The organism is Vannielia sp. SX4 (assembly GCF_052828525.1).
Window position 1 is genome coordinate 2,055,443 of record NZ_CM128247.1, and the last position, 25,154, is coordinate 2,080,596.

Annotated in this window: 23 protein-coding genes and 1 tRNA gene; 15 read left to right on the forward strand and 9 right to left on the reverse strand. The window is 65.2% G+C overall.

Annotated features, from left to right (window positions below; all coding sequences use genetic code 11):
• Positions 1-51 precede the first annotated feature (51 nt).
• From pdxH to ACUXVX_RS10110, 6 genes are all read left to right on the forward strand, one after another.
• Positions 52-660: a pyridoxamine 5'-phosphate oxidase gene (gene pdxH / locus ACUXVX_RS10085; protein ID WP_222492339.1), complete on the forward strand. Its 609-nt coding sequence runs from the start codon at positions 52-54 to the stop codon at positions 658-660.
• A gap of 116 nt (positions 661-776) precedes the next feature.
• Positions 777-1,316 (forward strand): cold-shock protein, encoded by a 540-nt coding sequence (locus ACUXVX_RS10090; protein WP_446311432.1) that lies wholly within the window; start codon positions 777-779, stop codon positions 1,314-1,316.
• Between the two features lie 149 nt (positions 1,317-1,465).
• Complete coding sequence (locus tag ACUXVX_RS10095) at positions 1,466-1,924, forward strand: DUF192 domain-containing protein (RefSeq protein ID WP_222495268.1); 459 nt, start codon at positions 1,466-1,468, stop codon at positions 1,922-1,924.
• 42 nt (positions 1,925-1,966) lie between these two features.
• A tRNA-Pro gene (locus ACUXVX_RS10100) sits at positions 1,967-2,043 on the forward strand.
• A gap of 116 nt (positions 2,044-2,159) precedes the next feature.
• Positions 2,160-3,722: a hypothetical protein gene (locus ACUXVX_RS10105; protein ID WP_446311433.1), complete on the forward strand. Its 1,563-nt coding sequence runs from the start codon at positions 2,160-2,162 to the stop codon at positions 3,720-3,722.
• 816 nt (positions 3,723-4,538) lie between these two features.
• Positions 4,539-8,207, forward strand: a complete 3,669-nt coding sequence (locus ACUXVX_RS10110) for a vitamin B12-dependent ribonucleotide reductase (protein WP_446311434.1) — start codon at positions 4,539-4,541, stop codon at positions 8,205-8,207.
• 349 nt (positions 8,208-8,556) lie between these two features.
• Here the strand turns inward: ACUXVX_RS10110 and ACUXVX_RS10115 are convergent, their stop codons facing one another.
• Positions 8,557-9,201 carry an SGNH/GDSL hydrolase family protein gene (locus ACUXVX_RS10115; RefSeq protein WP_446311435.1) on the reverse strand — a complete coding sequence of 215 codons (645 nt, stop codon included), beginning with the start codon at positions 9,199-9,201 and terminating at the stop codon, positions 8,557-8,559.
• An 866-nt stretch (positions 9,202-10,067) separates the two neighbouring features.
• Here ACUXVX_RS10115 and ACUXVX_RS10120 point away from each other — a divergent pair.
• Entirely contained in the window at positions 10,068-11,297 is a 1,230-nt protein-coding gene (locus tag ACUXVX_RS10120; RefSeq protein ID WP_446311436.1) for a reverse transcriptase domain-containing protein, read from the forward strand.
• Between the two features lie 86 nt (positions 11,298-11,383).
• On the opposite strand, the gene ACUXVX_RS10125 is transcribed toward ACUXVX_RS10120, so the two are convergent.
• Complete coding sequence (locus tag ACUXVX_RS10125) at positions 11,384-12,115, reverse strand: L,D-transpeptidase (protein WP_446311437.1); 732 nt, start codon at positions 12,113-12,115, stop codon at positions 11,384-11,386.
• A 134-nt stretch (positions 12,116-12,249) separates the two neighbouring features.
• On the opposite strand from ACUXVX_RS10125, the gene ACUXVX_RS10130 reads away from it, so the two are divergent.
• On the forward strand, positions 12,250-12,885 hold the full coding sequence (locus ACUXVX_RS10130) for a pyridoxamine 5'-phosphate oxidase family protein (protein ID WP_446311438.1): 636 nt from the start codon (positions 12,250-12,252) through the stop codon (positions 12,883-12,885).
• 54 nt (positions 12,886-12,939) lie between these two features.
• On the opposite strand, the gene ACUXVX_RS10135 is transcribed toward ACUXVX_RS10130, so the two are convergent.
• From ACUXVX_RS10135 to mazG, 3 genes are all read right to left on the reverse strand, one after another.
• On the reverse strand, positions 12,940-13,368 hold the full coding sequence (locus ACUXVX_RS10135) for an FKBP-type peptidyl-prolyl cis-trans isomerase (RefSeq protein ID WP_446311439.1): 429 nt from the start codon (positions 13,366-13,368) through the stop codon (positions 12,940-12,942).
• Positions 13,369-13,559: 191 nt separating this feature from the next.
• Positions 13,560-14,555, reverse strand: a complete 996-nt coding sequence (locus tag ACUXVX_RS10140; protein WP_446311440.1) for a Fe(3+) ABC transporter substrate-binding protein — start codon at positions 14,553-14,555, stop codon at positions 13,560-13,562.
• Positions 14,556-14,805: 250 nt separating this feature from the next.
• Entirely contained in the window at positions 14,806-15,633 is an 828-nt protein-coding gene (mazG, locus tag ACUXVX_RS10145; RefSeq protein ID WP_446311441.1) for a nucleoside triphosphate pyrophosphohydrolase, read from the reverse strand.
• A gap of 61 nt (positions 15,634-15,694) precedes the next feature.
• Between mazG and ACUXVX_RS10150 the strand changes: the two genes are divergently transcribed.
• From ACUXVX_RS10150 to ACUXVX_RS10165, 4 genes are all read left to right on the forward strand, one after another.
• Positions 15,695-16,864, forward strand: coding sequence for a M20 aminoacylase family protein (locus ACUXVX_RS10150; RefSeq protein ID WP_446311442.1), 1,170 nt, complete (start codon positions 15,695-15,697; stop codon positions 16,862-16,864).
• Positions 16,865-16,867: 3 nt separating this feature from the next.
• Positions 16,868-17,827 carry an agmatinase gene (gene speB / locus ACUXVX_RS10155; protein WP_446311443.1) on the forward strand — a complete coding sequence of 320 codons (960 nt, stop codon included), beginning with the start codon at positions 16,868-16,870 and terminating at the stop codon, positions 17,825-17,827.
• A 36-nt stretch (positions 17,828-17,863) separates the two neighbouring features.
• A complete protein-coding gene (locus ACUXVX_RS10160) occupies positions 17,864-18,226 on the forward strand; it encodes a hypothetical protein (RefSeq protein WP_446311444.1) in 363 nt (120 codons plus the stop codon).
• A gap of 81 nt (positions 18,227-18,307) precedes the next feature.
• Positions 18,308-18,721 carry a DUF1499 domain-containing protein gene (locus ACUXVX_RS10165; RefSeq protein WP_446311445.1) on the forward strand — a complete coding sequence of 138 codons (414 nt, stop codon included), beginning with the start codon at positions 18,308-18,310 and terminating at the stop codon, positions 18,719-18,721.
• On the opposite strand, the gene ACUXVX_RS10170 is transcribed toward ACUXVX_RS10165, so the two are convergent.
• A complete protein-coding gene (locus ACUXVX_RS10170) occupies positions 18,660-18,941 on the reverse strand; it encodes a hypothetical protein (RefSeq protein WP_446311446.1) in 282 nt (93 codons plus the stop codon). The genes ACUXVX_RS10165 and ACUXVX_RS10170 overlap by 62 nt on opposite strands.
• A 60-nt stretch (positions 18,942-19,001) precedes the next feature.
• Between ACUXVX_RS10170 and prfA the strand changes: the two genes are divergently transcribed.
• The 3 genes from prfA to ACUXVX_RS10185 all read left to right on the forward strand — a co-directional run bounded on the left by prfA (position 19,002) and on the right by ACUXVX_RS10185 (position 21,703).
• Positions 19,002-20,057: a peptide chain release factor 1 gene (gene prfA, locus ACUXVX_RS10175; RefSeq protein ID WP_222469656.1), complete on the forward strand. Its 1,056-nt coding sequence runs from the start codon at positions 19,002-19,004 to the stop codon at positions 20,055-20,057.
• Positions 20,054-20,881, forward strand: coding sequence for a peptide chain release factor N(5)-glutamine methyltransferase (gene prmC, locus ACUXVX_RS10180; protein WP_446311447.1), 828 nt, complete (start codon positions 20,054-20,056; stop codon positions 20,879-20,881). Before prfA ends, prmC begins: the two co-directional genes overlap by 4 nt.
• A gap of 264 nt (positions 20,882-21,145) precedes the next feature.
• Positions 21,146-21,703 (forward strand): DUF4167 domain-containing protein, encoded by a 558-nt coding sequence (locus ACUXVX_RS10185; RefSeq protein WP_446311448.1) that lies wholly within the window; start codon positions 21,146-21,148, stop codon positions 21,701-21,703.
• A 216-nt stretch (positions 21,704-21,919) separates the two neighbouring features.
• On the opposite strand, the gene rsmA is transcribed toward ACUXVX_RS10185, so the two are convergent.
• From rsmA to ACUXVX_RS10200, 3 genes are read right to left on the reverse strand one after another with little or no spacing between them, the layout of a single operon-like run.
• A complete protein-coding gene (rsmA, locus tag ACUXVX_RS10190) occupies positions 21,920-22,756 on the reverse strand; it encodes a 16S rRNA (adenine(1518)-N(6)/adenine(1519)-N(6))-dimethyltransferase RsmA (RefSeq protein WP_446311449.1) in 837 nt (278 codons plus the stop codon).
• On the reverse strand, positions 22,743-23,765 hold the full coding sequence (pdxA, locus tag ACUXVX_RS10195) for a 4-hydroxythreonine-4-phosphate dehydrogenase PdxA (protein WP_446311450.1): 1,023 nt from the start codon (positions 23,763-23,765) through the stop codon (positions 22,743-22,745). The genes rsmA and pdxA overlap by 14 nt, the downstream gene beginning before the upstream one ends.
• A complete protein-coding gene (locus ACUXVX_RS10200) occupies positions 23,743-25,149 on the reverse strand; it encodes a peptidylprolyl isomerase (RefSeq protein WP_446311451.1) in 1,407 nt (468 codons plus the stop codon). The genes pdxA and ACUXVX_RS10200 overlap by 23 nt, the downstream gene beginning before the upstream one ends.
• Positions 25,150-25,154 lie beyond the last annotated feature (5 nt).

Genomic DNA, 25,154 nt, shown 5'->3' on the forward strand with positions numbered 1-25,154 from the left:
GTGGAGCATCAACCCGAGGCGTACTCCGCACGGGATCAGGAACGGCAGGCAATGGCAGAACGCAGTGGACTCTTTGCAGGGGACGACCCCTTTGCGATCGCGCGGGCGTGGCTGGCGGAGGCGGAGGGGAGCGAGATAAACGACCCCAACGCCATTGCGCTCTCGACCGTGGACGCGGAGGGATTGCCCAATGCACGCATGGTTTTGCTGAAAGAAGTCGAAGATCACGGCTTTCTCTTTTATACCAACTGGGGTAGCGCTAAGGCACGAGAGATTGACGTTAACGGAAAGGCGGCCTTTGTCTGGCATGCCAAGTCCCTGCGGCGGCAGATCCGCGTCAGGGGCGTGACGGAGCGGGAAGACGGCCAGAAGGCCGATGCGTATTTTGCCTCCCGGTCTCTCAAATCCAGGTTGGGCGCCTGGGCCTCGCGGCAAAGCACGCCCCTGTCATCGCGTGCGACGCTCATTGCCGAGGTCGCGAAGGTGACAGCACAGCACGGGAAGAATCCCGAACGTCCTCCGTTCTGGGGCGGAATTCGTATCTTGCCACTCGAGATCGAATTCTGGGCGGATGGGGCGTTCAGGCTTCACGATCGTTTCCGGTGGACGCGTTCCGACGTGACCGATCGTGATTGGCAGGTACAGCGCCTCTATCCGTAACACTCGCGGATCGGCAGGCACTGTTTAAGCGGTAGGGGAATGCCCTTGTTAGTCGGGGCAGAGCGTCTGGCGGGCCAACGGCTCGGCATGCGCCATGAGGACAAAATTGAACCGGAATGGAAGAAGAAGAACACACAGCGGAAAAGCGGATCAGAGGACGTGTGAAGTGGTTTGATCCGGCCAAGGGCTTTGGCTTTGTCATCGCCGACGAAGGTGGCCCGGATATTCTGCTTCATGCGAATGTGCTGCGCAATTTCGGCCAGAGCTCCGTTGCGGACGGAGCCGGGATCGAGATCAGCGTGCAGGACACCAATCGTGGCCAGCAGGCGGTGGAGGTGTTCACCATCGATCCGCCCGAGCCGGGCGATGCCCCGCCGCTGGACGATGTGGCCGCGCTCGACCCAGACGAGCTTGCCGCGCTGCCGATGGAACCTGCACGGGTGAAGTGGTTCGACAAGGGCAAGGGCTTTGGCTTTGCCAATGTCTTCCGCCACCCGGAGGACATTTTCGTTCACATTGAAGTGCTTCGGCGCTCCGGCCTTGCAGACCTGCAACCGGGCGAGGCAATCTGCCTGAAGGTCGTCGAAGGGCGGCGCGGACGGATGGCAACGCAGGTGCTTTCATGGGAATCGGCGCTCATGGAAAAGAAGGACTGAGGGCATGGCGCGCGCGGCCTGAGCGGCGGCGTTCCATGCCCGGTCTGATTGTGGCGGCGGTTCTGGCGCTCACCCCTGCGACGCTTGCGGCGCAGGAGGGCGGGGCGCTTGACCTTGATGGTGCCCGCGAGACGGCGCCCTTTGCCGCCATGCCCGATGGGGCCGGGGCGGCGCTTGTGCCCGGCGTGGAGGGCTGCGAGACCGGTGAGGTGCGGCTGCGCTGGGAGGGCGGGCAGGCCCGCTTCTCGGTGGAGATCGCCGATGATTCCGATGAGCGCGCGCAGGGGTTGATGCACCGCGAGAGCATGGCCCGCTCGGCCGGGATGCTCTTTGTCTACCCGAGGGCGGGACGCGTGAGCTTCTGGATGCGCAACACGCTCATTCCACTCGACATGATCTTCATGGATTCGCAGGGCGTGGTGCAGAAGGTCCACTCCAACGCCGTGCCCCATGATGAAACCCCGATTCCCGGCGGTGACGGCATCCTTGCGGTGCTGGAGATCAATGGCGGACTGGCGAAGGCCTTCGGCATTGGGCCGGGCGCGCAGATGCTGCATCCGGCCTTTGGCACAGGCGCCGCGTGGCCCTGTGGCGGCGAGGGCAGCTAGGGCCTTTCCTTTGGTCGCGGCACAGGCTAAACCGCGCCTCGTCGGGGCGTAGCGCAGCCTGGTAGCGCATCTGTTTTGGGAACAGAGGGTCGGGAGTTCGAATCTCTCCGCCCCGACCACCTTCCATAATTGCAAAGCACCATATCGGTCGGCTGACGTGAAACTTTTTCGCGTCGGGCAACAATAACCGCCGAAACGCCGCATTTAAGACAAATTGTATGCGGCACATGCATGCATGAAACACGCAATCACCAGTGCCCGCCTGTCACCCCAGCAACGTCGCAGCCTTCAGCTCGTTGCAGGATGTTCTGTGTTCCTTTGCCTCTGCCTGCTGTTCAGCCCGTTTGTGGCCGACGATGCCTATATTGTCGGGCGCTACGCTATGAATGCCGCTGAAGGGCATGGGCTGGTGTATAACATCGGAGAGCGCGTTTCGGCACTTACGTCGCCGCTCCATGCATTGATTGAAACCGGGTTCGCACTGCTGGGTCTCGACCCTGTCCTGACGTATCGGTTGATAGCGCCGCTGGTGGTCATCGTCGGCTACCTATTTGCTGTAAGTGCGCTTCGGCTGGAGGGTACGCACCTCGCGGTGTTTACGTTGTTTTCCCTAGGATCACCGTTCTTGGCCCTTTGGACAGTGGGCGGGCTTGAAACACCCATTCTGGCGGCACTGGCCGTGGCCTTCGTTGCGCGGCTTGTGCTCATGGGCAGAGCCGGCGAAGCGGCACGGTGGGATTTTGTCTGGCTTGGCGCTTTGTCGGGACTGATGTTCGTGACCCGCTACGACAGCGTATTGGTTTTCGGGCCGCCGCTCATCGCATTGCTTTTTGTGGCATGGCGCAACGCCGCGCTTTGGGCTGGTGCTGCACTCAGCCTGTCAATTGCCGGGCTGTGGCTCGGGTTCGCCCACTTCTACTATGGTGATGTGTTCCCCACGTCCTACTACCTCAAGTTCGCACTTGCCGGCCGGGCCCCTATCGACAGTGTTTCGGCCACTCTCAACTTTTTCTTGATGTCCGGCGCGGTGCTGCTCCTTCTGTGCGGTCGCGCTGGGGCCCATATCGAGCGCAGCGGCTTCACCCGGGCGTTGCTGAGGGGCGGGGCGGTTAGCGTTGTTCCCTTTCTTGCCTATGCAGCCCAAGCCGCGGGACAGCACATGATGTTCGGGTATCGGATGTTTATGCCCTACCTCATGGCTGGCGGTCTGTTGCTTGCCCTTGCGGTGCCGCAGAGCCGGCGAGCGCTGGCTCCGGCGCTGGTCGCTTGGCAGGTCGTCGTGATTGCAATCGTCACCTTCTCTGGCATCAATCCTGCGCCTCTCACACGGCTGCCGGGTCTGAAAGCTGCCTTTGCCGAATACCAGTTCGTCACTCCCAAAACCTACGGCAACTTTATGACGATGCTGGAAGAGGATGCACACGACATCGCGGCGCACTGGCGAGAGACTGGCCGCAACGAGACGCCCAAAGTCTATCTTCGCTCGGGTGGAATGGGATACTATCTTCCGGACTTCTATGTCTACGAGACGCTCGTGACGTACCGCCACGACTGCAGCGGGCGGGGCCGGGAAGGAACGCTGGCCTCGCATTATGCCCAATTGCTTGGGTTCAGCCGAACGGGGACTTTCGTGACTGATGTGGTCCGTACGCGCCCGGATATCGGCAAAGAGGCAGAACTGCTGTCCCCCACCAAGCTTGACTGGATGGGCGAGAGCCTCAATGGATTCTACTATGGGCCAGAACCGCAGAGTTTTGAGCTCGGTAGCTGGATCGGTGGAGGTTGCTCGGCGACCTGAGTGGCTGCGTTCGCCAGCAGCGATTCGAGCAATCTCGGTACGCGGCGGGGCCAAAAACTGCGAAAGCGGATTTGCGGATACCACTACATCTAGTGTCTCAGCTTCGCCCAAATCTTGGGCAGGGGGCCGGAAATGGGCTGGGCGGGGCCTTGCCACTGTGGCGGGGATGCACTGGTTGGCCGGGGACCGGGCAGGGGGTGGTGCGGGGTGTTAAGCTGTGGAGAAGCGTGGGGACAGGCGGCGTGTCGGCTGACATGATCGGGGCAAAAACCACCATATTTCGTATGACTTGGCGCGCGCCTCTACATCTTGTGGTGAACCTCTGCGGGGTGTGAGTGAATCACGCGGCTGTGAGGGGATTCTGCGGATGGCCGATCCGTCAACAGAAAAGATTGCGGGATAGGTCGGATTTTAGCGTTGACGCTTCGCACCCCGATCGGGTTTCTTGTGGGGGCCGACTGAGCCGCCACAAGATGTTGGGGCACGGGCGAGGCGGCAGGGGGCATACCGGGGCAACCCGGATACCGGGGACACATGGGGCGCAGCGGCGCCTCCCGGCCTTCTGCCACTCGACCAAACCACACGCGGCCTCCCGGGCAACCGGAGGCAGGCGGGACGGTCGCAAGAGGGACGGTCACGAGACCATATCAGCCGAGAGGCGGGCCGCGCACAGCCTGCCACGACCGAGCGCCTGCGTTCGGCGGTGAGCCTCCTGCGCCCCATCGGCAGGGTAAATGAGCGTGGCCGAGCCGCGCCGGGACGCAACAGACAGGTGCCGCCAGAACAAGGCGCCAAATGTAGAAGAGGCATGTGACCATGAAGATTGAACGGAAGTTCACCACGTCCAAAGGCGCAGCGTACGGCGGGCTGGAGTTTACCACCACCACGTCTGAAATCCGCAACCCTGACGGCTCTGTCGTGTTCAAGCTCGACAACCTCGAAGTGCCCAGCTCCTGGAGCCAGGTGGCCTCGGATGTGATTGCGCAGAAGTACTTCCGTAAAGCCGGTGTGCCCGCCCGCCTCAAGAAGGTGAAGGAAAAGGGTGTGCCGGAGTTCCTGTGGCGCTCGGTGCCCGATGAGGCTGCGTTGAAAGAGCTGCCCGAGGATGAGCGCACCGGCGGCGAGACCTCGGCCAAGCAGGTGTTCGATCGTCTGGCCGGCGCATGGGCCTACTGGGGCTGGAAGGGCGGCTACTTCACCACCGAGGCCGACGCCAAGGCCTACTATGACGAGATGCGCCACATGCTGGCGACCCAGCGCGCCGCGCCGAACTCGCCACAGTGGTTCAACACCGGCCTGCACTGGGCCTATGGCATCGACGGCCCGGCGCAGGGCCACCACTATGTGGATTACAAGACGGGCAAGCTGACCAAGTCCAAGTCTTCCTACGAGCACCCGCAGCCGCACGCCTGCTTCATCCAGTCGGTCAGCGATGATCTGGTGAACGACGGCGGCATCATGGACCTCTGGGTCCGCGAGGCGCGGCTCTTCAAATACGGCTCTGGCACCGGCACGAACTTTTCCTCCCTGCGTGCCGAGGGCGAGGCTCTGTCGGGCGGGGGCAAGTCCTCCGGCCTGATGGGGTTCCTCAAGATTGGCGATCGCGCAGCCGGTGCGATCAAGTCGGGCGGCACCACCCGCCGGGCGGCGAAGATGGTGATCGTGGATGCCGACCACCCGGACATTCAGGAATATGTCAACTGGAAGGTGAAGGAAGAGCAGAAGGTGGCTTCGCTGGTCGCCGGCTCCAAGATGCACGAGGAGAAGCTGAACGCGATCTTCTCCGCCATCCGCGCCTTCGACGGCTCCGATGACGGCGCCTATGACCCGAATGCGAACGACGCGCTGAAGGGTGCGGTGAAGGACGCCAAGAAGGCCCGGATCCCCGAGACCTACATCAAGCGCGTGCTGGACTACGCGCGGCAGGGCTACGCTTCGATCGAATTTCCGACCTATGACACCGATTGGGACAGCGAGGCTTACGCGACCGTTTCCGGCCAGAACTCCAACAACTCCGTCCGCGTCACCGATGCCTTCCTGAAGGCGGTGAAGGATGACCTGCCGTGGGAGCTGGTGAACCGGACCGATGGCAAAGTGTCGAAGACCATCTCGGCCCGCGAGCTTTGGGAAGATATCGGCCACGCCGCATGGGCCTGCGCCGATCCCGGCATCCAGTATCATGACACCGTCAACGCCTGGCACACCTGCCCGGAAGACGGCGCGATCCGGGGCTCGAACCCCTGCTCGGAATACATGTTCCTCGATGACACGGCCTGTAACCTGGCCTCGATGAACCTGCTGACCTTCCTGAAGGACGGCAAGTTCCAAGCCGAGGACTACGTGCACGCCACGCGCCTCTGGACCGTGACGCTGGAGATCAGCGTGATGATGGCTCAGTTCCCCTCCAAGGAGATCGCGCAGCGGTCGTATGACTTCCGCACGCTGGGGCTGGGCTACGCCAACATCGGCGGCCTGCTGATGAACCTCGGCCTCGGCTACGACAGCCGCGAGGGCCGGGCGCTGGGTGGCGCGCTGACCGCGATCATGACCGGCATCTCCTATGCCACCTCCGCCGAGATGGCCGGGGAGCTGGGCGCCTTCCCCGGTTATGCCAAGAACGCCGAGCACATGCTCCGCGTGATCCGCAACCACCGCCGCGCGGCCCATGGCGAGACCAAGGGCTACGAGGTGATGAACGTGAACCCGGTGGCGCTCGACCACGCCGGTTGCCCCGATAGCGACCTCGTGGCGCTGGCCAAGGAAGCCTGGGACGAGGCGCTGAGCCTCGGCGAGAAGAACGGCTACCGCAATGCACAGGTTTCGGTGATTGCCCCGACCGGCACCATCGGCCTCGTGATGGACTGCGACACCACCGGCATCGAGCCCGACTTCGCGCTGGTGAAGTTCAAGAAGCTGGCAGGTGGCGGCTACTTCAAGATCATCAACCGCTCGGTCCCGGCGGCGCTGAAGAAGCTGGGCTATGGCGAGGCGCAGATCGGTGAGATCATCGCCTATGCGGTGGGCCACGGCTCCCTTGGCAATGCGCCGGGCATCAACCACACCGCGCTGGTCGGCCACGGCTTTGGGCAGGCGGAGATCGACAAGGTCGAAAAGGCGCTGGCCTCGGCCTTCGACATCCGCTTCGTCTTCAACCAGTGGACGCTGGGCGAAGAGTTCTGCACCGAGGTGCTGGGTATCCCGGCCGAAAAGCTGAACGACCCGGGCTTTGACCTGCTCTCTTCTCTTGGCTTCACCAAGGCGCAGATCGAGGCGGCCAATGACCACGTTTGCGGGACGATGACGCTGGAGGGTGCGCCGCACCTGAAGGAAGAGCATCTGAACGTCTTCGATTGCGCAAACCCCTGCGGCAAGAAGGGCAAGCGGTTCCTCTCGGTAAATTCGCACATCGACATGATGGCCGCCGCCCAGAGCTTTATCTCAGGCGCGATTTCGAAAACCATTAACATGCCGAACGACGCCACGATCGAGGATTGCCAGGCCGCCTATGAGCGCAGCTGGCAGATGGGGATCAAGGCGAACGCGCTCTATCGCGACGGCTCCAAACTCTCGCAGCCTCTCGCGGCTGCGCTGGTGGAGGATGACGAGGAGGCGCAGGAGGTGCTGGAAAGCGGCGCGCCCTCCGAGAAGGCCGTGGTGCTGGCCGAGAAGATCATCGAGAAGGTGGTGGTCAAAGAGGTCGTGCGCGCGGCCCGGACCAAGCTGCCGCACCGCCGCAAGGGCTATACCCAGAAGGCGGTTGTGGGCGGGCACAAGGTGTATCTGCGCACCGGCGAGTATGAAGATGGCAAGCTCGGCGAGCTCTTCATCGACATGCACAAGGAAGGTGCTGGCTTCCGGGCGATGATGAACAACTTCGCCATCGCGGTGTCGGTTGGCCTGCAATACGGGGTGCCGCTGGAGGAGTTCGTGGACGCCTTCACTTTCACCAAGTTCGAGCCCGCCGGGATGGTGCAGGGGAACGACAGCATCAAGAACGCGACCTCGATCCTCGACTACATCTTCCGCGAGTTGGCGGTGTCCTATCTCGACCGGACGGATCTGGCCCATGTGAAGCCGGAAGGCGCGGCCTTTGACGATCTGGGCCGGGGCGAGGAAGAGGGGGTTTCCAACGTGTCGCCGGTGAGCGAGAGCGCGGCGTCCAAGTCCTTGGAAGTGCTGAAGCAAATCTCCTCCTCGGGTTACCTGCGCAAGCGGCTGCCCTCCGATCTGGTGGTGCTGCAAGGCGGGCTGGGCGGCGATGTGGCCGGGGCCGTGGCGCTGGACGCGAGCGTGGATCCGGCGGTGGCGCTGGAAACGCTGGTGCCGGAAGTTGCGAGCGTTTCCAACGGGTTGGACGCACGGGCGAAGGCCAAGATGCAGGGCTACGAAGGCGAGGCCTGCGGGGAGTGCGGCAACTACACGCTGGTCCGCAACGGGACCTGCATGAAGTGCAACACCTGCGGCGGCACCTCCGGGTGCAGCTGAGCAGGGCAAGGTATAACCCACTGATTTCGGGTTAAAAAATTCCGGGGCGGGTGCGCTCGCCCCTGGCGCAGTTCAGGCCGCAGGCAAATAAACCGGGCGGTAACAACGATGAGCCTGAACGGCGAAACTGGGGGGCTTCGGCCCCCCTTTTTCTTTGCGATTTCAGGACGGTAAGGCGGCGACCGGGATCTGGCGAGGGGTTTTGCAAAAATGCAAGGCCAATGGGGTGGTTTAGGCGTTAACCCTTATTTCGTGGGATGCACAAGCGATGCACAACTGATGCACATCCCATGCATACGACAAAACTGCAAAACGCCGAGAGGTTAAGGCAGCGCGCGGGTGGATCGGCTCAGCGCCGCAGCAAGGGGGCGACGAGGGCGGCGATGCGGGCGGAGCCCTTGGGGGAGGGATGGGTCCGGTCGGCGGCGAAGAGCGAGAGGTCGGCGGGGGTGAAGACATCGTCCATGTCGACGAGCGAGACGCCGGGGTCGCGGGCGGCCATGCGGCCAAGGCGGGATTCCAACTCGCGGTAGGGGGCGACGCAGGCGGTGCCGGCAAAGCGGGGCGAGGTGTAGTAATCGGCCCAGACGACGCGGGAGCCGCGCTGCCGGAGGCTGGCGACGAGGGCCGGGATCGCGCCGCGGCGGCCATCGGTGGAGATCAGGCGGTCGAGCACGGGGCCGCAGCGGGTGCAATCACAACTGGCGCTGATGTCATTGGCCCCGCCGTTCAGCACGACCCAGGGGGCGCTGACACCGCTGAGCTGGGTGGGAATGTTGAGCGACCCGCTGCCCCCGGCGACGCGGGCGAGGGGCAGGGAGACATCGCCCACGGGCTCCCCGAGACGGGCTTGCAGGGCGCGGGCGACGGAGGCCCCGCTGCCACGGTTCCAGGCCATGACGGAGTCGCCCGCGACGACGATGCGGGCATTGTCAGGCACGCCGGGGGCGCAGGCGGCGAGGAGGAGGAGCGGGAGGAGGAGCCAGCGGGTCATGCTGGGGGAGGTAGGGTGGTGGGGGGAGGGGGCAAGGTTGGGGGGGGACCCAAAATGAGTGGGACAGCCTCTTTGTAAACTTTAGGCAGACAACATCGGCGCTGAGGTGTGGACTTTCATTCTGCATGTGGATTCCGGGCGGATTTTCTTGCTCCCGCCGAATGCGGGGTCTACATGGATAGGCTTCGCAGACGATTACGGCGCGACGGACCCCACGGGCTTTGCTGAAGGCTGCTTTGGGAGCGCCCAGCCGCACCCAGCCTGCAATTCCGTCAAATGGCTGTGATTGCTGACAATAAAAAAGTGCGAAGTCCTCTTGTACAGTTGCCCTTCCGTTCCCATATATCGGTCATCGTCGTCTATAGGGCGGCGCAGTCGATGGTTTAAACTGTCAAGGCTTATCGCCAAGTTTGTGCAAATATACGGTGCGATCATTCGTGCTCCTTTGTTCAGCATAGCGGCAAGACTGCAGACTCTGGTTATCCACACTGCTACCTGTATGACATTATATATCATCTCGTCGATAAAAGGGCACCACGCAGAACAGCCGGGGCCGGAACTGAAAAGGGCAAGTGTCCTGCCTGATGTTTCGGCCCCTCTCGCGTAGGACTATGGGAACAATTTTATCTGCAAGAGACCTTAAGCACTATCCACATTTTGATCGTCGATTGTCGGTAGAAGAGGCAGAGGAAATCGTTTCCGACCCTACTCGCGTAGCGTCCAACAAATTCTACCCTTTCTTTCTGTTTCACGAAACCTGGCAGCCCTTTCGGACATCCGATGAAGGACGCCCTGCACCCAAATCTAGGCCAATCCGGTATGCGGCTCGACGCGACGCATACATATTGACCCATTATAGGAGAATTTTGGCGGAGAAATACGAAGAGCGATTGGCATCACTGGGTATCGGAGACTGTCCAATTGCATACCGAAAGATTCCTAAATCCCGTGGTGGTGGAAAGTGCAATATCGACTTTGCAAAAGATGCCTTCGATGAGATCGAAAAGCAGGGGGACTGCGTGGCTGTCGCTCTTGATGTAAAGGGCTACTTTGAAAATCTTGACCATGCCCGCATTAAGGAAATTTGGTGCGACCTTTTAGGGGTCGAGCGCTTGCCCCCAGACCATTTCACTGTGTTTAAGAACGTTACCCGGTACCATGTAGTGGACCAAAAGGAAGTGTATCGTCGATTGGGCTTTATCGAAAGCTATACTGTCAATGGATATCCAAGGGAACGCTACACTACACCCTACAGGGAAATGCCTACACAACTTTGTACACCGGAAGAATTCCGTAAAAAAATATGTGGCGGAGATCCTGCACTGCCCAGCTTGGTGAGACCAAATTGCGATGAAAATGGAAATTTACTTGACCACGGAGTACCCCAGGGAGCGCCCATTTCGGACCTGATTGCAAATTTTTATTTGTTGGAATTCGACGTTTCACTCAACGCCTACGCCCAAGCCAGAGGTGGGCGGTACATGCGTTACTCAGACGACATTCTTTTGATTGTGCCGGGAGGTGTCACCGAGGCGAATGAGGCTGAAGAATTCGCTGTCGATGAGATCAAGAAATATGGCAACGCGATCCAGATCAAAGAATCCAAAACCTGTATTGTGCGATTTCTTCGGTCGGGCGATGAGTTGTCATTCGAGCACGTGAGAGGGCCGCAAGGAAAGAACGGCTTTGAGTACTTAGGATTCCGGTTCGACGGCAAACTTGTCTATGTGAGGGACAGCACGATCTCGCGACTTTACAGGAAAGTTGCTCTGTCCGCTAAAGGGGTGGCGCGTGGATTTGCTACTGCTCATCCCGACAAGAACGCGTATGAAATTCTTGCTTCATTTAACTATTCCAACTTCAGTCAACGATTCAGCCGCGTGCATCCTGATGAGTTGTCCCCGGATGATTACAGAACCTGGACTTTCTACAGCTATCTAAAACGTGCGTCCGAAACGTTTGGCGCGCGGGGGTCACCCATCCTGCCTCAGGCTCGCAATTTCAACAAGGTCATGAAGGAACGGATCGCGACCGCGATGGTTAGGGCGGTAGTGCGGCGTGATAAAAATCTGGAGATTAGCGGCGAAGGTGCGTGATGCACTTCCCAGTCTGCTTTCCTCCCATTCCTAGATGGGGATTATGGGTCCCATCTATCCTAGTGGTATAGGCGAGTCCTCCCTCCCTACAGCGTCGACGTATCCTCAAGCGGGTTGCTGCCTGCCGTCAGGGCTTCGCTTGGCGCGGGGGCGGGGATGTCGGCGGGGTCGACCCAGGAGCCGGACTGGCTTTGGGGCAGGACGATCACCTTGGTGCCGTTGGGCGTATTCGCGGCCAAGTGCATGGCGTCCTGGTTGAACATGCGGATGCAGCCGGAGGAGGCCTGCATGCCGATGGATTTGGGCTCGGAGGTGCCGTGGATGCGGTAGAGCGTGTCCTTGCCGTTCCGGTAGAGGTAGAGGGCGCGGGCGCCGAGGGGGTTGTCGAGGCCGCCGGGCTTTCCGTTGCGGATCGGGCCGTAGAGTTCGGGGTCGCGGCGGACCATGTTGGCGGTGGGCGTCCAGTAGGGCCAGTCACGCTGGTAGGAGACGACGGCGTTTCCGGAGAAGCCGCGGCCGGCGCGGGCGACGCCGACGACGTAGCGCATGGCGCGACCGTTCCCCAGCAGCTGGTAGAGCCGCTTGGCGCCGGGATCGACGATGATGGTGCCGGCGGCGTGGGGGGCGGCGTAGTTGACCTCCTGCCGGGCGGTGGCCTCGGTGATGTATTCATCGGGCACGGCGGGCACGGTGATGGCGCCGTCCTGCACGGAGGCGTAGAGGGCGCGGGTCTCGGGCGAGAGGCCGGAGGGATCGGTGATTTCGGCGCAGGCAGAGAGGGAGAGGGCGGCAGCGAGGGCGATGAGGGGGCGGAACATGGGGCCTTGGGGGTTGATGGCAGGGTTAACCGAGGGTTTGCCCGAGGCGGGCGGCAAGGGCAAGGGGGCTGGGCGGTTCTTGACCGGCGGTGTGGTTATGGCGTTGGGTGGCGGCGCAGAAGGAGGCGCGTGCGATGGAATTTGAGGATGTTGTGGCCGATGAGGTGGCGCTGAGGGCGCTCTATCCGGCGGTGTCGGAGCTGGCGGAGATCAAGAGCATGGCGGCGCTGGATGCCCATGCGCGGGCGTTCATCGCGCGCTCGCCCTTCGTGTGCATCGGCACGCAGGGGGCGGGTGGCCGGGCGGATGTGAGCCCGAGGGGCGATGCGCCGGGGTTCGTGGAGGTGCTGGGCGACGGGCTGCTGGCGATCCCGGATCGGCCGGGGAACAACCGGTTGGACAGCTTGGCGAACATTCTGGCGAACGGGGCGGTGGGGCTGCTGTTCATGGTGCCGGGGTTCGATGAGACGCTGCGGGTGAACGGGAGGGCGAAGCTGGTGCGCGATGCGGCGCTGCTGGAGCGGATGGCGGTGAACGGGCGGGCGCCGCGGCTGGCCGTGGTGGTGGAGGTGGAGGAGGTGTTCCTGCACTGCGCCAAGGCCTTCCGCCGCTCGAAGCTGTGGGACCCGGAGGCGCGGCAAGACAGGGGCGAGATGCCGAGCCTGTCGAAGATGATCCTCGACCAGACGCGCGGCGCGCCGGAGGATGAGGGCGAGATGGCGAAGATCGACGCGGGGCTGGAGGAGGCCTACGCCAAGTCGATGTATTGAGGGCGGGGCGGGCTGGCTGCCCACCCCGCGGGCGCGGGGCGGGCGGTGGCCGCCTTAGGCGATTTCGACCAGTTCCACGTCGAAGGTGAGGGTCTTGCCGGCCAGTGGGTGGTTGGTGTCGAGCATCACGTGCTCGTCGTTGGCCGCGACCACGGTGACGGGCATGACCTGCCCTTGTGCGGTTTGCACCTGCAGCTGGGTGCCGGGGTCGGTGGGGATGTCATCGGGAAAGGCGGCGCGCTCGACGGCCTGCACGCGGCTGGCGTCGTGCTCGCCGTAGGCCTGGGCCGGTTCGATCTGGACGGAGCGCTTTTCGCCCACTTCCATGCCGGTGACGCCGGCGTCGAGGCCGGGGATGATCTGGCCGGAGCCGAGCTCGAACTGGAGCGGGTCGCGGCCTTGGGAGCTGTCGAAGACGGTGCCGTCATCGAGGGTGCCGGTGTAGTGAATATGAAGCGTGTCGCCGGCCTTGGCCTGGGTCATGGGGTATCCTTTCGGGAGGGGAGGTGGGTTTGCCGGGGCGCGCAGGCGGTGGCCCGGATGTTGCCGGGCAGAGTCGCAAATGGGCGCGCGAATGTAAACCGGGGGCCCGGACAAGGAAAAGCCCCGCCGGGCGCGGGGCCGGCGGGGCTTGGGATGTGTCGGTTGGCGGGGTGTCCGCCGGGCGTGTGCCCTCAGCCGTCGAAGTCGACTTCTTCGATCAGTTTGATCGCGTCGGGGCGGAGTTTGGCGATGTCGACGAGGTCGGTGTCATCGGGGGTGAACTCGCCCCAGCCCTTCACCAGTTCGGAGGCCTCGGTGCCGGGGGCGACCGGGTACTCGTTGTTCACCTCGGCGTAGATTTCCTGCGCCTGCGAGGAGGCGAGGAATTCGATGAACTTCACCGCGTTCTCCTTGTTCGGCGCGGATTTGGTCAGCGCGACGCCGGAGAGGTTGATGTGGGTGCCGCCGTCTTCGAAGGTCGGGAAGGTGATGCGGACGCTCTCGGCCCACGGCACCTGCTCGGGGTCGGCCAGCATGGCGCCCATGTAATAGGTGTTGCCGAGCGAGATGTCGCATTCACCGGCCCAGATCGCTTTGACCTGTGCGCGGTCGTTGCCCTCGGGCTTGCGGGCGAGGTTGGCCTTCACGCCTTCGAGCCAGGTCTTGGTGTACTCGGCGCCGTGGTGGTGCAGCATGGCCGAGACCAGCGCCACGTTGTAGGCGTGGGTGCCGGAGCGGGTGCAGATGCGGCCCTTCCACTTGGGGTCGGCCAGATCCTCGTAGGTGGTCACCTCGCCGTCGGCCACGCGCTCCTTGGAGGCGTAGACGATGCGGGCGCGGGTGGTGACGCCCCACCACTGGCCATCGGGGCCGTGCAGCGCGGCGGGCACGTTGTCTGTCAGGGTCTGGGAGGAGAGCGGCTGGGTGACGCCGGCCTCGACCAGTTCGTTCAGGCGGGAGATGTCGACGGTGAGCACGACATCAGCGGGCGAACGGTCGCCCTCGGCCTGAAGGCGCTCGACCATGCCCTTGTTGAGGAAGGCCACGTTCACGTCGATGCCGGTTTCGGCGGTGAAGGCCTCGGTCAGCGGCGCGATCAGCTCGGGCTGGCGGTAGGAATAGACGTTGATCTCATCGGCCAGCGCGGGGCTGGCGGCGAGGGTGAGGGCGAGGGTCGTTCGCAGCATGGTGTGTCTCCCTGGTTGTGTCGGCTGCGCTTAAACCTGACTCTTTTTGTTGGGTCAATGGGTGAGTTTTTTGGTCGGGATAAGGGCGGGTGGCGGATGGACGCGGTCGCGCAGGGCGCAGCGTTGTCCGAGAGGCACTCACCCCGCTGGGACGCGCGGGTGCCCTGCTGCGGGCGGGGTGCGGGCAGAGGGTGCGGGAGTGAGTATTTGCAGCAAGAAAATGGGGAGGGGTGGCGCCTTGGGGCGCTGGTCAGGCCTTTTCGGCGCGTTTGATCGAAGTCCAGAGCGCGTCCATCTCCTCCAGCGTGGCCTGCTGCGGGCTGCTGCCCTTGTCGGCGAGCGCGTCTTCTATCGCGTTGAAGCGGCGGGTGAACTTGGCGTTGGTGCGGCGCAGGGCGGCCTCCGGGTCGATGCCCTTGTGGCGGGCGAGGTTGGTGAGGACGAAGAGCATGTCGCCCATCTCGTCTTCCAGCGCGTCGGCGTCGCCTTCGGCCTCGGCGAGCTCGGCGGCCTCTTCCTGCAGTTTGGCGAGCACGTCTTGCACGTTGTCCCAATCAAACCCCACGCGGGCGGCGCGGTTTTGCAGCTTCAGGGCGCGGGTGAGGGCGGGCAGGCCGAGGGCGACGCCGTCGAGGGTGCGGGTCTCGCCCTTGGCGGCGCGCTCGGCGGCTTTTTGCTTTTCCCAGTCCAGCGTTTGCTGCGCGGCCGATTTGTCGCGCGACTCGGAGCCGAAGATGTGCGGGTGGCGGGCGACCATCTTGTCGGAGACGCTCTGGGCGATGGAGGCGAAGGTGAAATGGCCATCCTCGCGGCCCATCTGGGCGAAATAGACCGCTTGCAGCAGCAGGTCGCCCAGCTCGCCCTCCAGCTCGCCCCACGCCGAGCGGGCAACGGCATCGGCCACCTCGTAGGCCTCTTCGATGGTGTAGGGGGCAATGGTGGCGTAGCTCTGTTCGATGTCCCACGGGCAGCCCTGATCGGGGTCGCGCAGGCAGGCCATGATGGCGAGAAGCCGCTGCATCTGGCGGGCGTCATCCGGGGTTTGGTCGAAAATCAGCGGGTCGGAAGGGTCGGCCATTGCGGGGGGGCTCCGGATGGGATTTGGTGGCAGTCGTCTCAGCAGAGAGGAACCTCAGCCCATGCCCATCGTCAACCGGATCGCCGGATATTCAGAGGAAATGACCGCATGGCGGCGGCATATCCACATGCACCCCGAGCTGGGATTCGACTGCCATGAGACGGCGGCCTTTGTGGCAGAGAAGCTGCGGGCGTTCGGCGTGGACGAGGTGCATGAGGGCATTGCCGAGAGCGGGCTGGTGGCTCTGATCCACGGCAAGGGCGCGAGCAAGCGGCGGCTGGGCCTCAGGGCGGATATGGATGCGCTGCCGATAGAAGAGGCGACAGGGGCGGAGCACGCGAGCACGGTGCCGGGCAAGATGCATGCCTGCGGCCATGACGGGCATACGACGATGCTGCTGGGCGCGGCGAAGTACCTTGCCGAGACGCGGAATTTTGCCGGGACGGTGGCGCTGATCTTCCAGCCCGCCGAAGAGGGCGGCGCGGGCGGCGAGGCCATGGTGAAGGCCGGGATCATGGACAAGTTCGGGATCACCGAGGTTTATGGCATCCACAATGCGCCGGGGATGGAGGAGGGCGAGTTTTTGACCACGCCCGGGCCAATCCTTGCGGCGGTGGACTCTTGGGAGGTGAACGTGAAGGGCGTGGGCGGGCATGGGGCGATGCCGCACCAGACCCGCGATCCGATCGTGGCCGCTGTGGGAATCGTGAGCGCGGTGAACACCATCGTCAGCCGGAACCATTATGCGATGGAGGAGCTGGTGGTGAGCGTGACGCAGATCCACGCGGGGAGCGCCGACAACATCATCCCCGACTCGGCATGGATCAACGGCACGGTGCGGACCTTGCAGCCGGAGGTGCGCGAGATGGTGCGGCGGCGGCTGAAGGAGATCGTGGCCGGGCAGGCGGCGGCCTACGGCGTGGAGGCGGAGCTGATCTATCACGAGGGCTATCCGGCAACGGTGAACGATGCGGCCAAGGCCGGGTTTGCCGCCGATGTGGCCGAGGAGATCAGCGGCGAGGGCCGGGTGGAGCGCGAGGGCACCGCCGAGATGGGGGCCGAGGACTTCTCTTACATGCTGGAGGCGCGGCCCGGGGCCTTTCTGTTCCTCGGGCAGGGGGAGGGAGCCTCGCTCCATCATCCGAAGTATGATTTCAACGACAAGGTGGCGCCGGTAGGGGCCAGCTTCTTTGCCCGGCTCGTGGAGCGGGCGCAGCCGGTGGAGGCCTGAGGGATGGCGCTGGAAGACGCGAAAACGCAGGTGGATCAGGCCTTTACCCGCAAGGAGGCGCGGGGGGCGAGCTTTGAGAACACCTTTGGCGGGGCGACGAGCTTTTTGCGGCGGCGCTACACCAAGGATCTGAGCGGCTATGATCTGGCGGTGACCGGCGTGCCCTTTGACCAGGCGGTGACCAACCGGACCGGCACGCGGTTTGGGCCGAGGGCGATCCGCGAGGCGAGCACGCTGCAGCCCTATGATCCGCCCTACGGCTGGGATTACGACCCGCTGGAGGAGCTGGCGATTGCCGATTACGGCGACATGGCCTTTGACTATGCCAAGGTTTGGGAGTTCCCCAAGGCGCTGGAGGCCCATGTGGCGGGCATTCTCGGCGCGGGCTGCGGGTGCATCACGCTGGGGGGCGATCACTCGATCACCCTGCCGATCCTGCGGGCCCACGCGGCCAAGCACGGGCCGCTGGCCTATGTGCAGTTCGACGCGCACACCGATACCTGGGTGGATGACGACCCGGAGCGGATCGACCATGGCACCTTTGCCTACAAGGCGGTGAAGGAGGGGCTGATCGACGTGGAGCGCGCCGTGCAGGTGGGTATCCGCACGGTGAACCCCGACACGATGGGGATCAAGATCATCGACGCGCCGGAGGTGCATGACATCGGCCCGCAGGCGGTGGCCGAGATGATCCGCGAGCGGGTGGGCGATGCGCCCTGCTACGTGAGCTTTGACATCGACGGGCTGGACCCGGCCTTTGCGCCGGGCACGGGCACGCCGGTATGGGGCGGCCTGAGCAGCGCGCAGGCGGCGGCGATCCTGCGCGGGATGGCGGGCGTGAACGTGGTGGGCGGCGATGTGGTGGAGGTCTCTCCGCCGTTCGACCATGCGGGCATCACCGCCGTGGCGGGCGCCCATGTGGCGATGGAGCTGATCTGCCTTTGGGGCGCAGGCCGGAGATAGGAATGGCGGGCATGACCTGCCGGAGGGGAGAATGAGATGTTCAAGACAACAGTGACGGCATGGCTGGTGCGGCTCGCGATCACATGGGTGGGCGCGGGCGTGATTGCCTTTCTGGTCGCCGACTACGTGCTGCGCGAGAACGTGGAGGCCACGGGCGCAGCGATGGGCGAGGTGAACGCCGCCGTGGGCCGGATCGAGGCCGGGATGGCGGCGTGGGATGGCGAGATCGCGGCGTTGAAGGCGGCTGTGGCGGGGCTTGCTGTGGCAGAGGCGCCTGCGGAAGAGGCTCCGGCGGAAGAGGCGCCTGAAGAGGCGGCGCCGGAGGCTGGGGAGGCAGCGCCGGAGGCTGCTGAGGGCGAACCGGAGGAAGACGCGGACGCTGAGGCGCCCTCGGAGTAGGAACTGCGGCTTTGTTCATGCCCCCTGTGCGGGCATGAGGTGCCGTGGCCTCGCAGCAAAAGAATGAGACAGGGGAGCGCCATGTTCTGGTGGTTGATCGCAATCGGGGCCGTGTTCATGGGGCTGGGGCTGCTGGTGCGGCTTTGGCCCATTCCGGAGGCGCGGCTGAGCGGCCAGCCGGGGCCGGAGGCGCCGGGCTGGCACGCGATGGCGCGCGGGGTGAAGCTGGTGATCCCGAATGCGCCCGCCGATGCCGAAGCACGGCTGAAACGGGTGGCGCTGGACGATCTGCGCACTGTCAGCCCGCGTGAAGGCACCTATGTGACGCGCTCGATGATCTGGCAGTTCCCCGATGTAACGCGGGTCTGGCGTGACGCGGCGGGGGCGCTGCACATTCACGCCCATCTGGTGATCGGGCGGAGCGATCTGGGGGTCAACCGGAAGAGGTTGGAGCGGTGGATTGAAGAGGCTGGTCTGGCCGCAGCGACGAGCTGAGGCAATTGGGCGAAACCTCGCGCCACATCGGCACGTTGAGCGACATCTGGCACTGCGCGGTGAAGCTGCTGCCGCCGACGGTGAGGCAGATGTTCTCGCCCAGTTCGACCCGGCTGCCCTTGCTGTCGGTGCAGTAGCAATCGACGGTCTTGCCGGCTGCGCCGAGGGGGCCTGCGAGGAGGCCGGAGAGGGCGAGCGAGAGGGCGAGAAGCCGTTTCATTCCGCCAGCATAGCATGGATGCGGCCTTGACCAAAGCGCGGTGATGGGGGAGAGGGGGCCATGGTTTCAGAAGAGCGATTGGCGGAGATCACGGCGCGGTTCGAGTTTCTCGAAGCGCGGATGAACGCGGGTGTCAGCGGCGAGGAGATCGCCAAGCTGGGACGGGAATATGCCGAGCTGAAGCCGGTGGTGGAGCAGATCGCGGCCTGGCGGCAGGTGAGGCGCGACATTGCCGAGGCGGAGGCCATGCTGGCGGACCCGGAGATGGCGGAACTGGCCGAGGAAGAGCTGCCGGGACTGCGGGCGCGGCTGCCGGAGATCGAGGGTGATCTGCAGCTGGCTCTGCTGCCCAAGGATGCCGCCGATGCCCGGCCTGCGATGATCGAGATACGGCCCGGCACGGGCGGCGACGAGGCGGCGCTTTTTGCCGGGGACCTACTGCGGATGTACCAGCGCTACGCCGAGGCGCAGGGCTGGAGCTTTGAAGTGCTGGAGCTGGCCGAGACCGAGCTGGGCGGCGTGAAGGAGGCGGTGGCCCATGTGAAGGGCGAGGGCGTGTTTGCGCGCCTGAAGTTCGAGAGCGGGGTGCATCGGGTGCAGCGGGTGCCGGAGACGGAAAGCGGCGGGCGGATTCACACGAGTGCGGCCACGGTGGCGGTTCTGCCGGAGGCCGAGGAGGTGGATATCGACATTCCGGCGCAGGATATCCGGATCGACACGATGCGGGCCTCCGGCGCGGGCGGGCAGCACGTGAACACCACCGATTCGGCGGTGCGGATCACGCACCTGCCGACCGGCGTGGTGGTGACCAGCAGCGAGAAGAGCCAGCACCGCAACCGCGAGATCGCCATGCAGGTGCTGCGCACGCGGCTTTATGACCTTGAGCGGCAGAGGGTGGATTCGGAGCGGTCGGCGGATCGCAAGAGCCAGGTCGGCTCGGGTGACCGGAGCGAGCGCATCCGCACCTACAACTTTCCGCAGGGTCGGGTGACGGACCACCGGATCAACCTGACGCTCTATGCGATCGACCGAGTGATGCAGGGCGAGCTGGGCGAGGTGATCGAGGCGCTGGTGGCCGACGATCAGGCCCGCAAGCTGGCGGAGCTGGGCGGGTGAGCACGGTGGGCGCGGCACTGGGCGCCGTGGCCGGAATGCTTGCCGCAGGCGGCGTGGAGGGTGCGCAGCGGGAGGCCTCGATGATCCTCGCCCATGTGCTGGGCGTGCCGCGCGACAGGGTCGGGCTGATGCGGGATGATCCGGTGGCGCCGGACGCGCTGGCCGAGGCCGAGGCGCTGGCGGCCCGGCGGGCGGCGGGGGAGCCGATGAGCCACATTCGCGGCTGGCGGGAGTTCTGGGGGCGGCGGTTCATCGTGACGGCGGATGTGCTGGACCCGCGGCCGGAGACGGAAATTTTGGTCTCTGCGGCGCTGGAAGAGCCCTTTGCGGATGTGCTGGACCTTGGATCAGGGTCAGGCTGTATCCTCTTGTCTTTGCTGGCAGAACGCGAGGGTGCGCGGGGCGTGGGGTTGGAGATATCGGCGCCTGCGATTGCCGTGGCCGAGCGCAATGCGGAGGCGCTGGGGCTGAAGGGCCGGGCGGGGTTTGTGCAGAGCGACTGGTATGCGCGGCTGCGCGGGCGGTTCGACCTGATCGTCTCCAACCCGCCCTACATTGCACAGGACGAGATGGCCGGGCTGGCGCGGGAGCTGGCGCATGAGCCGCAGGGCGCGCTGACCGATGGCGGTGACGGGCTGAGCGCCTATCGCGCCATTGCCGCCGGGCTGGGCGATCACCTCGCCCCAGGCGGGCGGGTGCTGGTGGAAATCGGGCCGACGCAGGGGCCGGCGGTGGCCGCGCTTTTCGAGGCCGCCGGGCTGCGCGACGTGGCCGTGCGGCCCGACCTCGACGGGCGCGACCGGGTGGTGACAGGGCGGCGTTGAGGCGGCGGAAGGCCGCAAACCGGCCTATATGTGCCGCATTCACGTGATTTTTTGCTTGTCACCCGACAAAAGGGCCATATAACGAATGTCCAGAGGCGCGGTGCTCGGGCGCACCCCCTCTCGCTGTCATCCAATCGCCGACCGGAATTTTTCGAGACCGCAAATCAGCGGCCGGGTCGAGCAAAAACCGCAACAAGGCGGACCGTAGTATACATGAGATCTTCCAAGTCACGTTCGCGTTCCAAGGGGAACCGCTCGCGCTCCATGGGCAATATCGTCAACCGGGTTTTCGACAGCTCGGGGCCTGAAGGCAAGGTGCGCGGCACGCCGCAGCAGATCATCGACAAGTATCAGCAGCTGTTTCGCGATGCGCAGCTCGGCAATGACCGGGTGGCCGCGGAGAACTTTCAGCAGCATGCCGAGCATTACATCCGGATGCTGGGCGAGGCGCAGCGCGAGCAGCAGGAGCGCCAGCAGCAGCAACAGAACAACCAGCAGAACAACAACCAGCAGCACGGCGGCGGCAACGGCGGCCAGGACCGGCAGCAGGGTGACGAGGGCGGCCAGCAGGGCGGAGACGACCGCAAGGGTCGCCAGAACGACCGTGGCGGCGACGCGCAGGGCGACCAGCAGGCCGGACGTCAGGGCGGTGGCTCGGACGTGATGGATGTGATGGACGGCGAGAGCGGCGACAGCGGGCTGGTGGAAACCCCCGAGAGCAAGCCGCAGAAGCCGCGCCGCAAGCGCACCCGCAAGCCCGCCGCAGAGGCGGCAGACGCCGGTAGCGAGAGCGGCGGACAGGAGACCAAAGCGGCGGAGTGACGCCGGTTTTGGTTTGAGAATGTGGGGCGTGCCTTTTGGGTGCGCCCTTTTCCTTTGCGGATGGGGGTGACGTGCGTGGGCTTGGGCCCACGGCACCCCACCCGCCATCCCTGTTAGACTTTGCTGGGCTGGTTGGCGTGTGGAGTGGGGGCGCTGCCCCCACACCCCCGGGATTTTCGGAGGACCAATGAGGGACGGGCTGAGCTTTTCGCCGGTTCAGCCGAGAGTGCGGGCGAGGGCGGCGAATTGCTCGATGGAGAGGGTTTCGGCCCGGGCTGTGGGGGCGATGCCGGCCTCTTCGAGCTTGGCTTCGATCTGCGGGTGCAGGCCTTTGAGCGCGGCGCGGAGCATCTTGCGGCGCTGGTTGAAGGCCTTGGCAACGACCCGCTCCATCGCCGCCGGATCGGCGGGGAAGGCGGGCTCGGGCCGGGGGCGCAGGTGGACCACGGCGGAGGAGATCTTGGGTGGCGGGGTGAAGGCCTCGGGCGGCAGGGTGAGGGCGATGCGGGCCTCAGCCTTCCATTGGGCGAGCACGGCGAGGCGGCCATAGGCCTTGGTGCCGGGCTGGGCGACGATGCGCTCGGCCACCTCGCGCTGGAACATCAGAGTGAGGCTCTGCCAATAGGGTGGCCAGTCGGCGGGGGTGAGCCAGCGGATCAGCAGCTCGGTGCCCACGTTGTAGGGCAGGTTGGCCACGACGTGGATCGGGCCGTTGAGATGCGCGCGGGCATCCACCTCGAGCGCGTCGCCTTCGATCACTTCGAGCCGGCCCGGGTAGGCCTCGGCGATCTCTGCGAGGGCGGGGAGGCAGCGGGTGTCTTTTTCGATCGCCAGCACGCGGCGGGCGCCTTCGGCCAGCAGGCCGCGGGTGAGGCCGCCGGGGCCGGGGCCGACCTCGAGCACATCGGCCTGCGTGAGGTCGCCGGGGATGCGGGCGATGCGGGCGGTGAGGTTGAGGTCGAGCAGGAAGTTTTGCCCGAGCGACTTTTTGGCCGCGAGCCCGTGGATCGCGATCACCTCGCGCAGGGGAGGGAGGCGATCAATCGGGGGCATGGGAGGCGCGGGCGGTGGCCATACGGCGCGCCATTTCAAGCGCGGCGCAGAGGGAGGCGGGGGTGGCGAGGTCTTGCCCGGCGATATCGTAGGCGGTGCCGTGGTCGGGCGAGGTGCGGATGAAGGGCAGACCGAGGGTCACATTCACGGCGGTGTCGAAGGCCAGCGTTTTGGCCGGGATCAGGGCCTGATCGTGATACATGGCAATCGCCGCGTCGTAGCGGGCGCGGGCGGCGGCGTGGAACATGGTGTCGGCGGGCAGTGGGCCGGAGAGGGCGAGCCCCTCGGCGCGCAGATCGTCCAGCGTGTGCTCGATCCAGTCAAGCTCTTCGCTGCCGATCTTGCCGCCTTCGCCCGCGTGGGGGTTGAGGCCCGCCACGGCGAGCCGGGGCGCGGCGATGCCGAAGTCGCGGCGCAGGGCGGCGGCGGTGATGCGGATGGTCTCGGTCAGCAGGCCGGGGGTGAGGGCCTCGGGCACATCGGCCAGCGGGATGTGGATGGTGACGGGCACGCAGCGGAGCGCCTCGGAGGCGAGCATCATCACCGGGCGGCGGGTGCCGCCGGCGAGGTGGGCCAGAAACTCGGTGTGGCCGGGAAAGGCGAAGCCCGCGCCCTCGATCAGCGCCAGCTTGGAAATTGGGCAGGTGGTGAGGGCGGCGGCGTGGCCGGATTTGACCTCGTCCACCGCGCGGGTGATGGCGGCGATGACGGCTGCGGCATCCTCGGCGTCGGGCTGGCCGGGGCGGCTCTGGCCGGGAAAGTCGACCTCGATCAACGGCAGGGCCTCGCCTGCGACCTCGGCGGCTTCAGACGTGTTGGCGACGGTTTGCACCGGCAGGGCGGCGGGCAGGTGCTTGCGCGCGCCGATATAGGCGAAGGGCAGGGTGGCGCCGAGACGCTTCCAGGCCTTGACCGCGATTTCGGGGCCGATGCCCGCCGGATCGCCGCAGGAGAGGGCGATGGCGGCGGGCGGAGGGCCAGACCGCTCAGGGGTAGGTGATGATGGCATTGGCCTTCAGCTCGGCGAGGTAGCTTTCGGCGTAGCTCGCCACGATCTGGTTGATCAGCTGCTGGCGCACGGCGGCGCGGCGGACTTCGGGCACGCCCTCGACGGCGGTGGGGGCCGGGTCTTCCTCGGCCGAGGCAGCGGCGGCGGCTTCGGAGGCGCGGGCCTGGTCCTCGTCATCGGTGTCGGCGCGGCCATCGCTTTGGCGCGGTGCAACGCCGGAGGTGCCTGCGGCGCTGTCATCGGCCAGCGTGGCGGTGGTGCGGCCGCAGAGCATGAGGAAGACCAGGGCGTTGCCGGAGGTCAGGGCGGTGGAGCTTTCACCCGGGTCGAGCTTGGCCAGTTCGATTGCGATGTCGCCGGGCACGTCGCCAGCGGCCTTGGTCTCGCGGGTCAGGCGGTTGGCGGGCAGGCCCTTGGCGATGCCGTAGAGGTCATTGCAGCTGTCGACGCGGGTGCGGATCTTGGCAGCCTGCGCGAGCGTGTCCTCTGTGCGGCCACCGGGGATGAGGAAGCGGGCATATTCCAGCGCGACGGTCTCTTCGCCGGGGTCGGCGCTGTCGATCATGCGGCGCAGCTGGAAGATGGCGATGGCGTTGGGGATCGGGAAGGGCTCTGTCACGCCGCCGGGGGGCAGAGTGAGGAAAGCCTGTGCGATTTGCCCGGGCAGGTTGCCGAGCGGCACAGGCTCCGGCACGCGGCCGCCGCGGGCGCGGGAGGGCGAGGCCGAATAGCGCCGGGCGGCAGAGGAGAAGGCGGCATCGGACATGTTGGTGCCGCCGAGTTCGGCGGCGATGCGCTCGGCCTGGGCTGCAGCGGCGGGGGTGTTGGCGGGCAGGATGATCTCGGCGAAATCGACCTTAACGCCGCCGCCCCGGCGCGAGGTGGCGGCGATGGCGTGCTGGATGTCGGTCTCGGTGACCTGAGCCTGGGCGAGCGGCGCGAAGCGGGTGGCCACCACCTGCCGCCAGAGCAGGCCGGCGGCGACGAAATCACGGTAGCTCTCGCGGGCGACGCCAGCGCCTTCGAGCGCCTGAATGAATTGCTCGCGGGAGAGGTTGGCGCGGCCTGCGAACTCGGTTTCGCCCTCGACAATCTGCTCGTCGGTGAGCGCGAGGCCCATCTCGTCGGCGGCAAGGAAACGCAGGCGGTCGTCGATCAGGGCTTTGAGCGCCTCCTCTTCGAGATCGCCGGGGCTGCGGAACAGCTTCATCATCATGATGCGCTGTTGGTGCTCGAAGTTGGTGACGGCCTTGCCGTTGATCACCACCACCGGCTTGAACAGCTCGGTAGAGGCGACCTGTGCGAAGGCCGGGGCCGGTGCAGTAAGGGCGGTGGCCGTGGCCAGCGCGAGGCCCGCGAGGAAATGCTTGAAGGTCTGGATCATGGCTG

Bases quoted from the DNA above. Each gene is read 5' to 3' on its own strand.
- pdxH (WP_222492339.1), top strand. From the start codon at position 52: ATGGCAGAACGCAGTGGACTCTTTGCAGGGGACGACCCCTTTGCGATC.
- ACUXVX_RS10090 (WP_446311432.1), top strand. From the start codon at position 777: ATGGAAGAAGAAGAACACACAGCGGAAAAGCGGATCAGAGGACGTGTG.
- ACUXVX_RS10095 (WP_222495268.1), top strand. From the start codon at position 1,466: ATGCCCGATGGGGCCGGGGCGGCGCTTGTGCCCGGCGTGGAGGGCTGC.
- ACUXVX_RS10105 (WP_446311433.1), top strand. From the start codon at position 2,160: ATGAAACACGCAATCACCAGTGCCCGCCTGTCACCCCAGCAACGTCGC.
- ACUXVX_RS10110 (WP_446311434.1), top strand. From the start codon at position 4,539: ATGAAGATTGAACGGAAGTTCACCACGTCCAAAGGCGCAGCGTACGGC.
- ACUXVX_RS10115 (WP_446311435.1), bottom strand. From the start codon at position 9,201: ATGACCCGCTGGCTCCTCCTCCCGCTCCTCCTCCTCGCCGCCTGCGCC.
- ACUXVX_RS10125 (WP_446311437.1), bottom strand. From the start codon at position 12,115: ATGTTCCGCCCCCTCATCGCCCTCGCTGCCGCCCTCTCCCTCTCTGCC.
- ACUXVX_RS10130 (WP_446311438.1), top strand. From the start codon at position 12,250: ATGGAATTTGAGGATGTTGTGGCCGATGAGGTGGCGCTGAGGGCGCTC.
- ACUXVX_RS10135 (WP_446311439.1), bottom strand. From the start codon at position 13,368: ATGACCCAGGCCAAGGCCGGCGACACGCTTCATATTCACTACACCGGC.
- ACUXVX_RS10140 (WP_446311440.1), bottom strand. From the start codon at position 14,555: ATGCTGCGAACGACCCTCGCCCTCACCCTCGCCGCCAGCCCCGCGCTG.
- mazG (WP_446311441.1), bottom strand. From the start codon at position 15,633: ATGGCCGACCCTTCCGACCCGCTGATTTTCGACCAAACCCCGGATGAC.
- ACUXVX_RS10150 (WP_446311442.1), top strand. From the start codon at position 15,695: ATGCCCATCGTCAACCGGATCGCCGGATATTCAGAGGAAATGACCGCA.
- speB (WP_446311443.1), top strand. From the start codon at position 16,868: ATGGCGCTGGAAGACGCGAAAACGCAGGTGGATCAGGCCTTTACCCGC.
- ACUXVX_RS10160 (WP_446311444.1), top strand. From the start codon at position 17,864: ATGTTCAAGACAACAGTGACGGCATGGCTGGTGCGGCTCGCGATCACA.
- ACUXVX_RS10165 (WP_446311445.1), top strand. From the start codon at position 18,308: ATGTTCTGGTGGTTGATCGCAATCGGGGCCGTGTTCATGGGGCTGGGG.
- ACUXVX_RS10170 (WP_446311446.1), bottom strand. From the start codon at position 18,941: ATGAAACGGCTTCTCGCCCTCTCGCTCGCCCTCTCCGGCCTCCTCGCA.
- prfA (WP_222469656.1), top strand. From the start codon at position 19,002: ATGGTTTCAGAAGAGCGATTGGCGGAGATCACGGCGCGGTTCGAGTTT.
- ACUXVX_RS10185 (WP_446311448.1), top strand. From the start codon at position 21,146: ATGGGCAATATCGTCAACCGGGTTTTCGACAGCTCGGGGCCTGAAGGC.
- rsmA (WP_446311449.1), bottom strand. From the start codon at position 22,756: ATGCCCCCGATTGATCGCCTCCCTCCCCTGCGCGAGGTGATCGCGATC.
- pdxA (WP_446311450.1), bottom strand. From the start codon at position 23,765: ATGCCATCATCACCTACCCCTGAGCGGTCTGGCCCTCCGCCCGCCGCC.
- ACUXVX_RS10200 (WP_446311451.1), bottom strand. From the start codon at position 25,149: ATGATCCAGACCTTCAAGCATTTCCTCGCGGGCCTCGCGCTGGCCACG.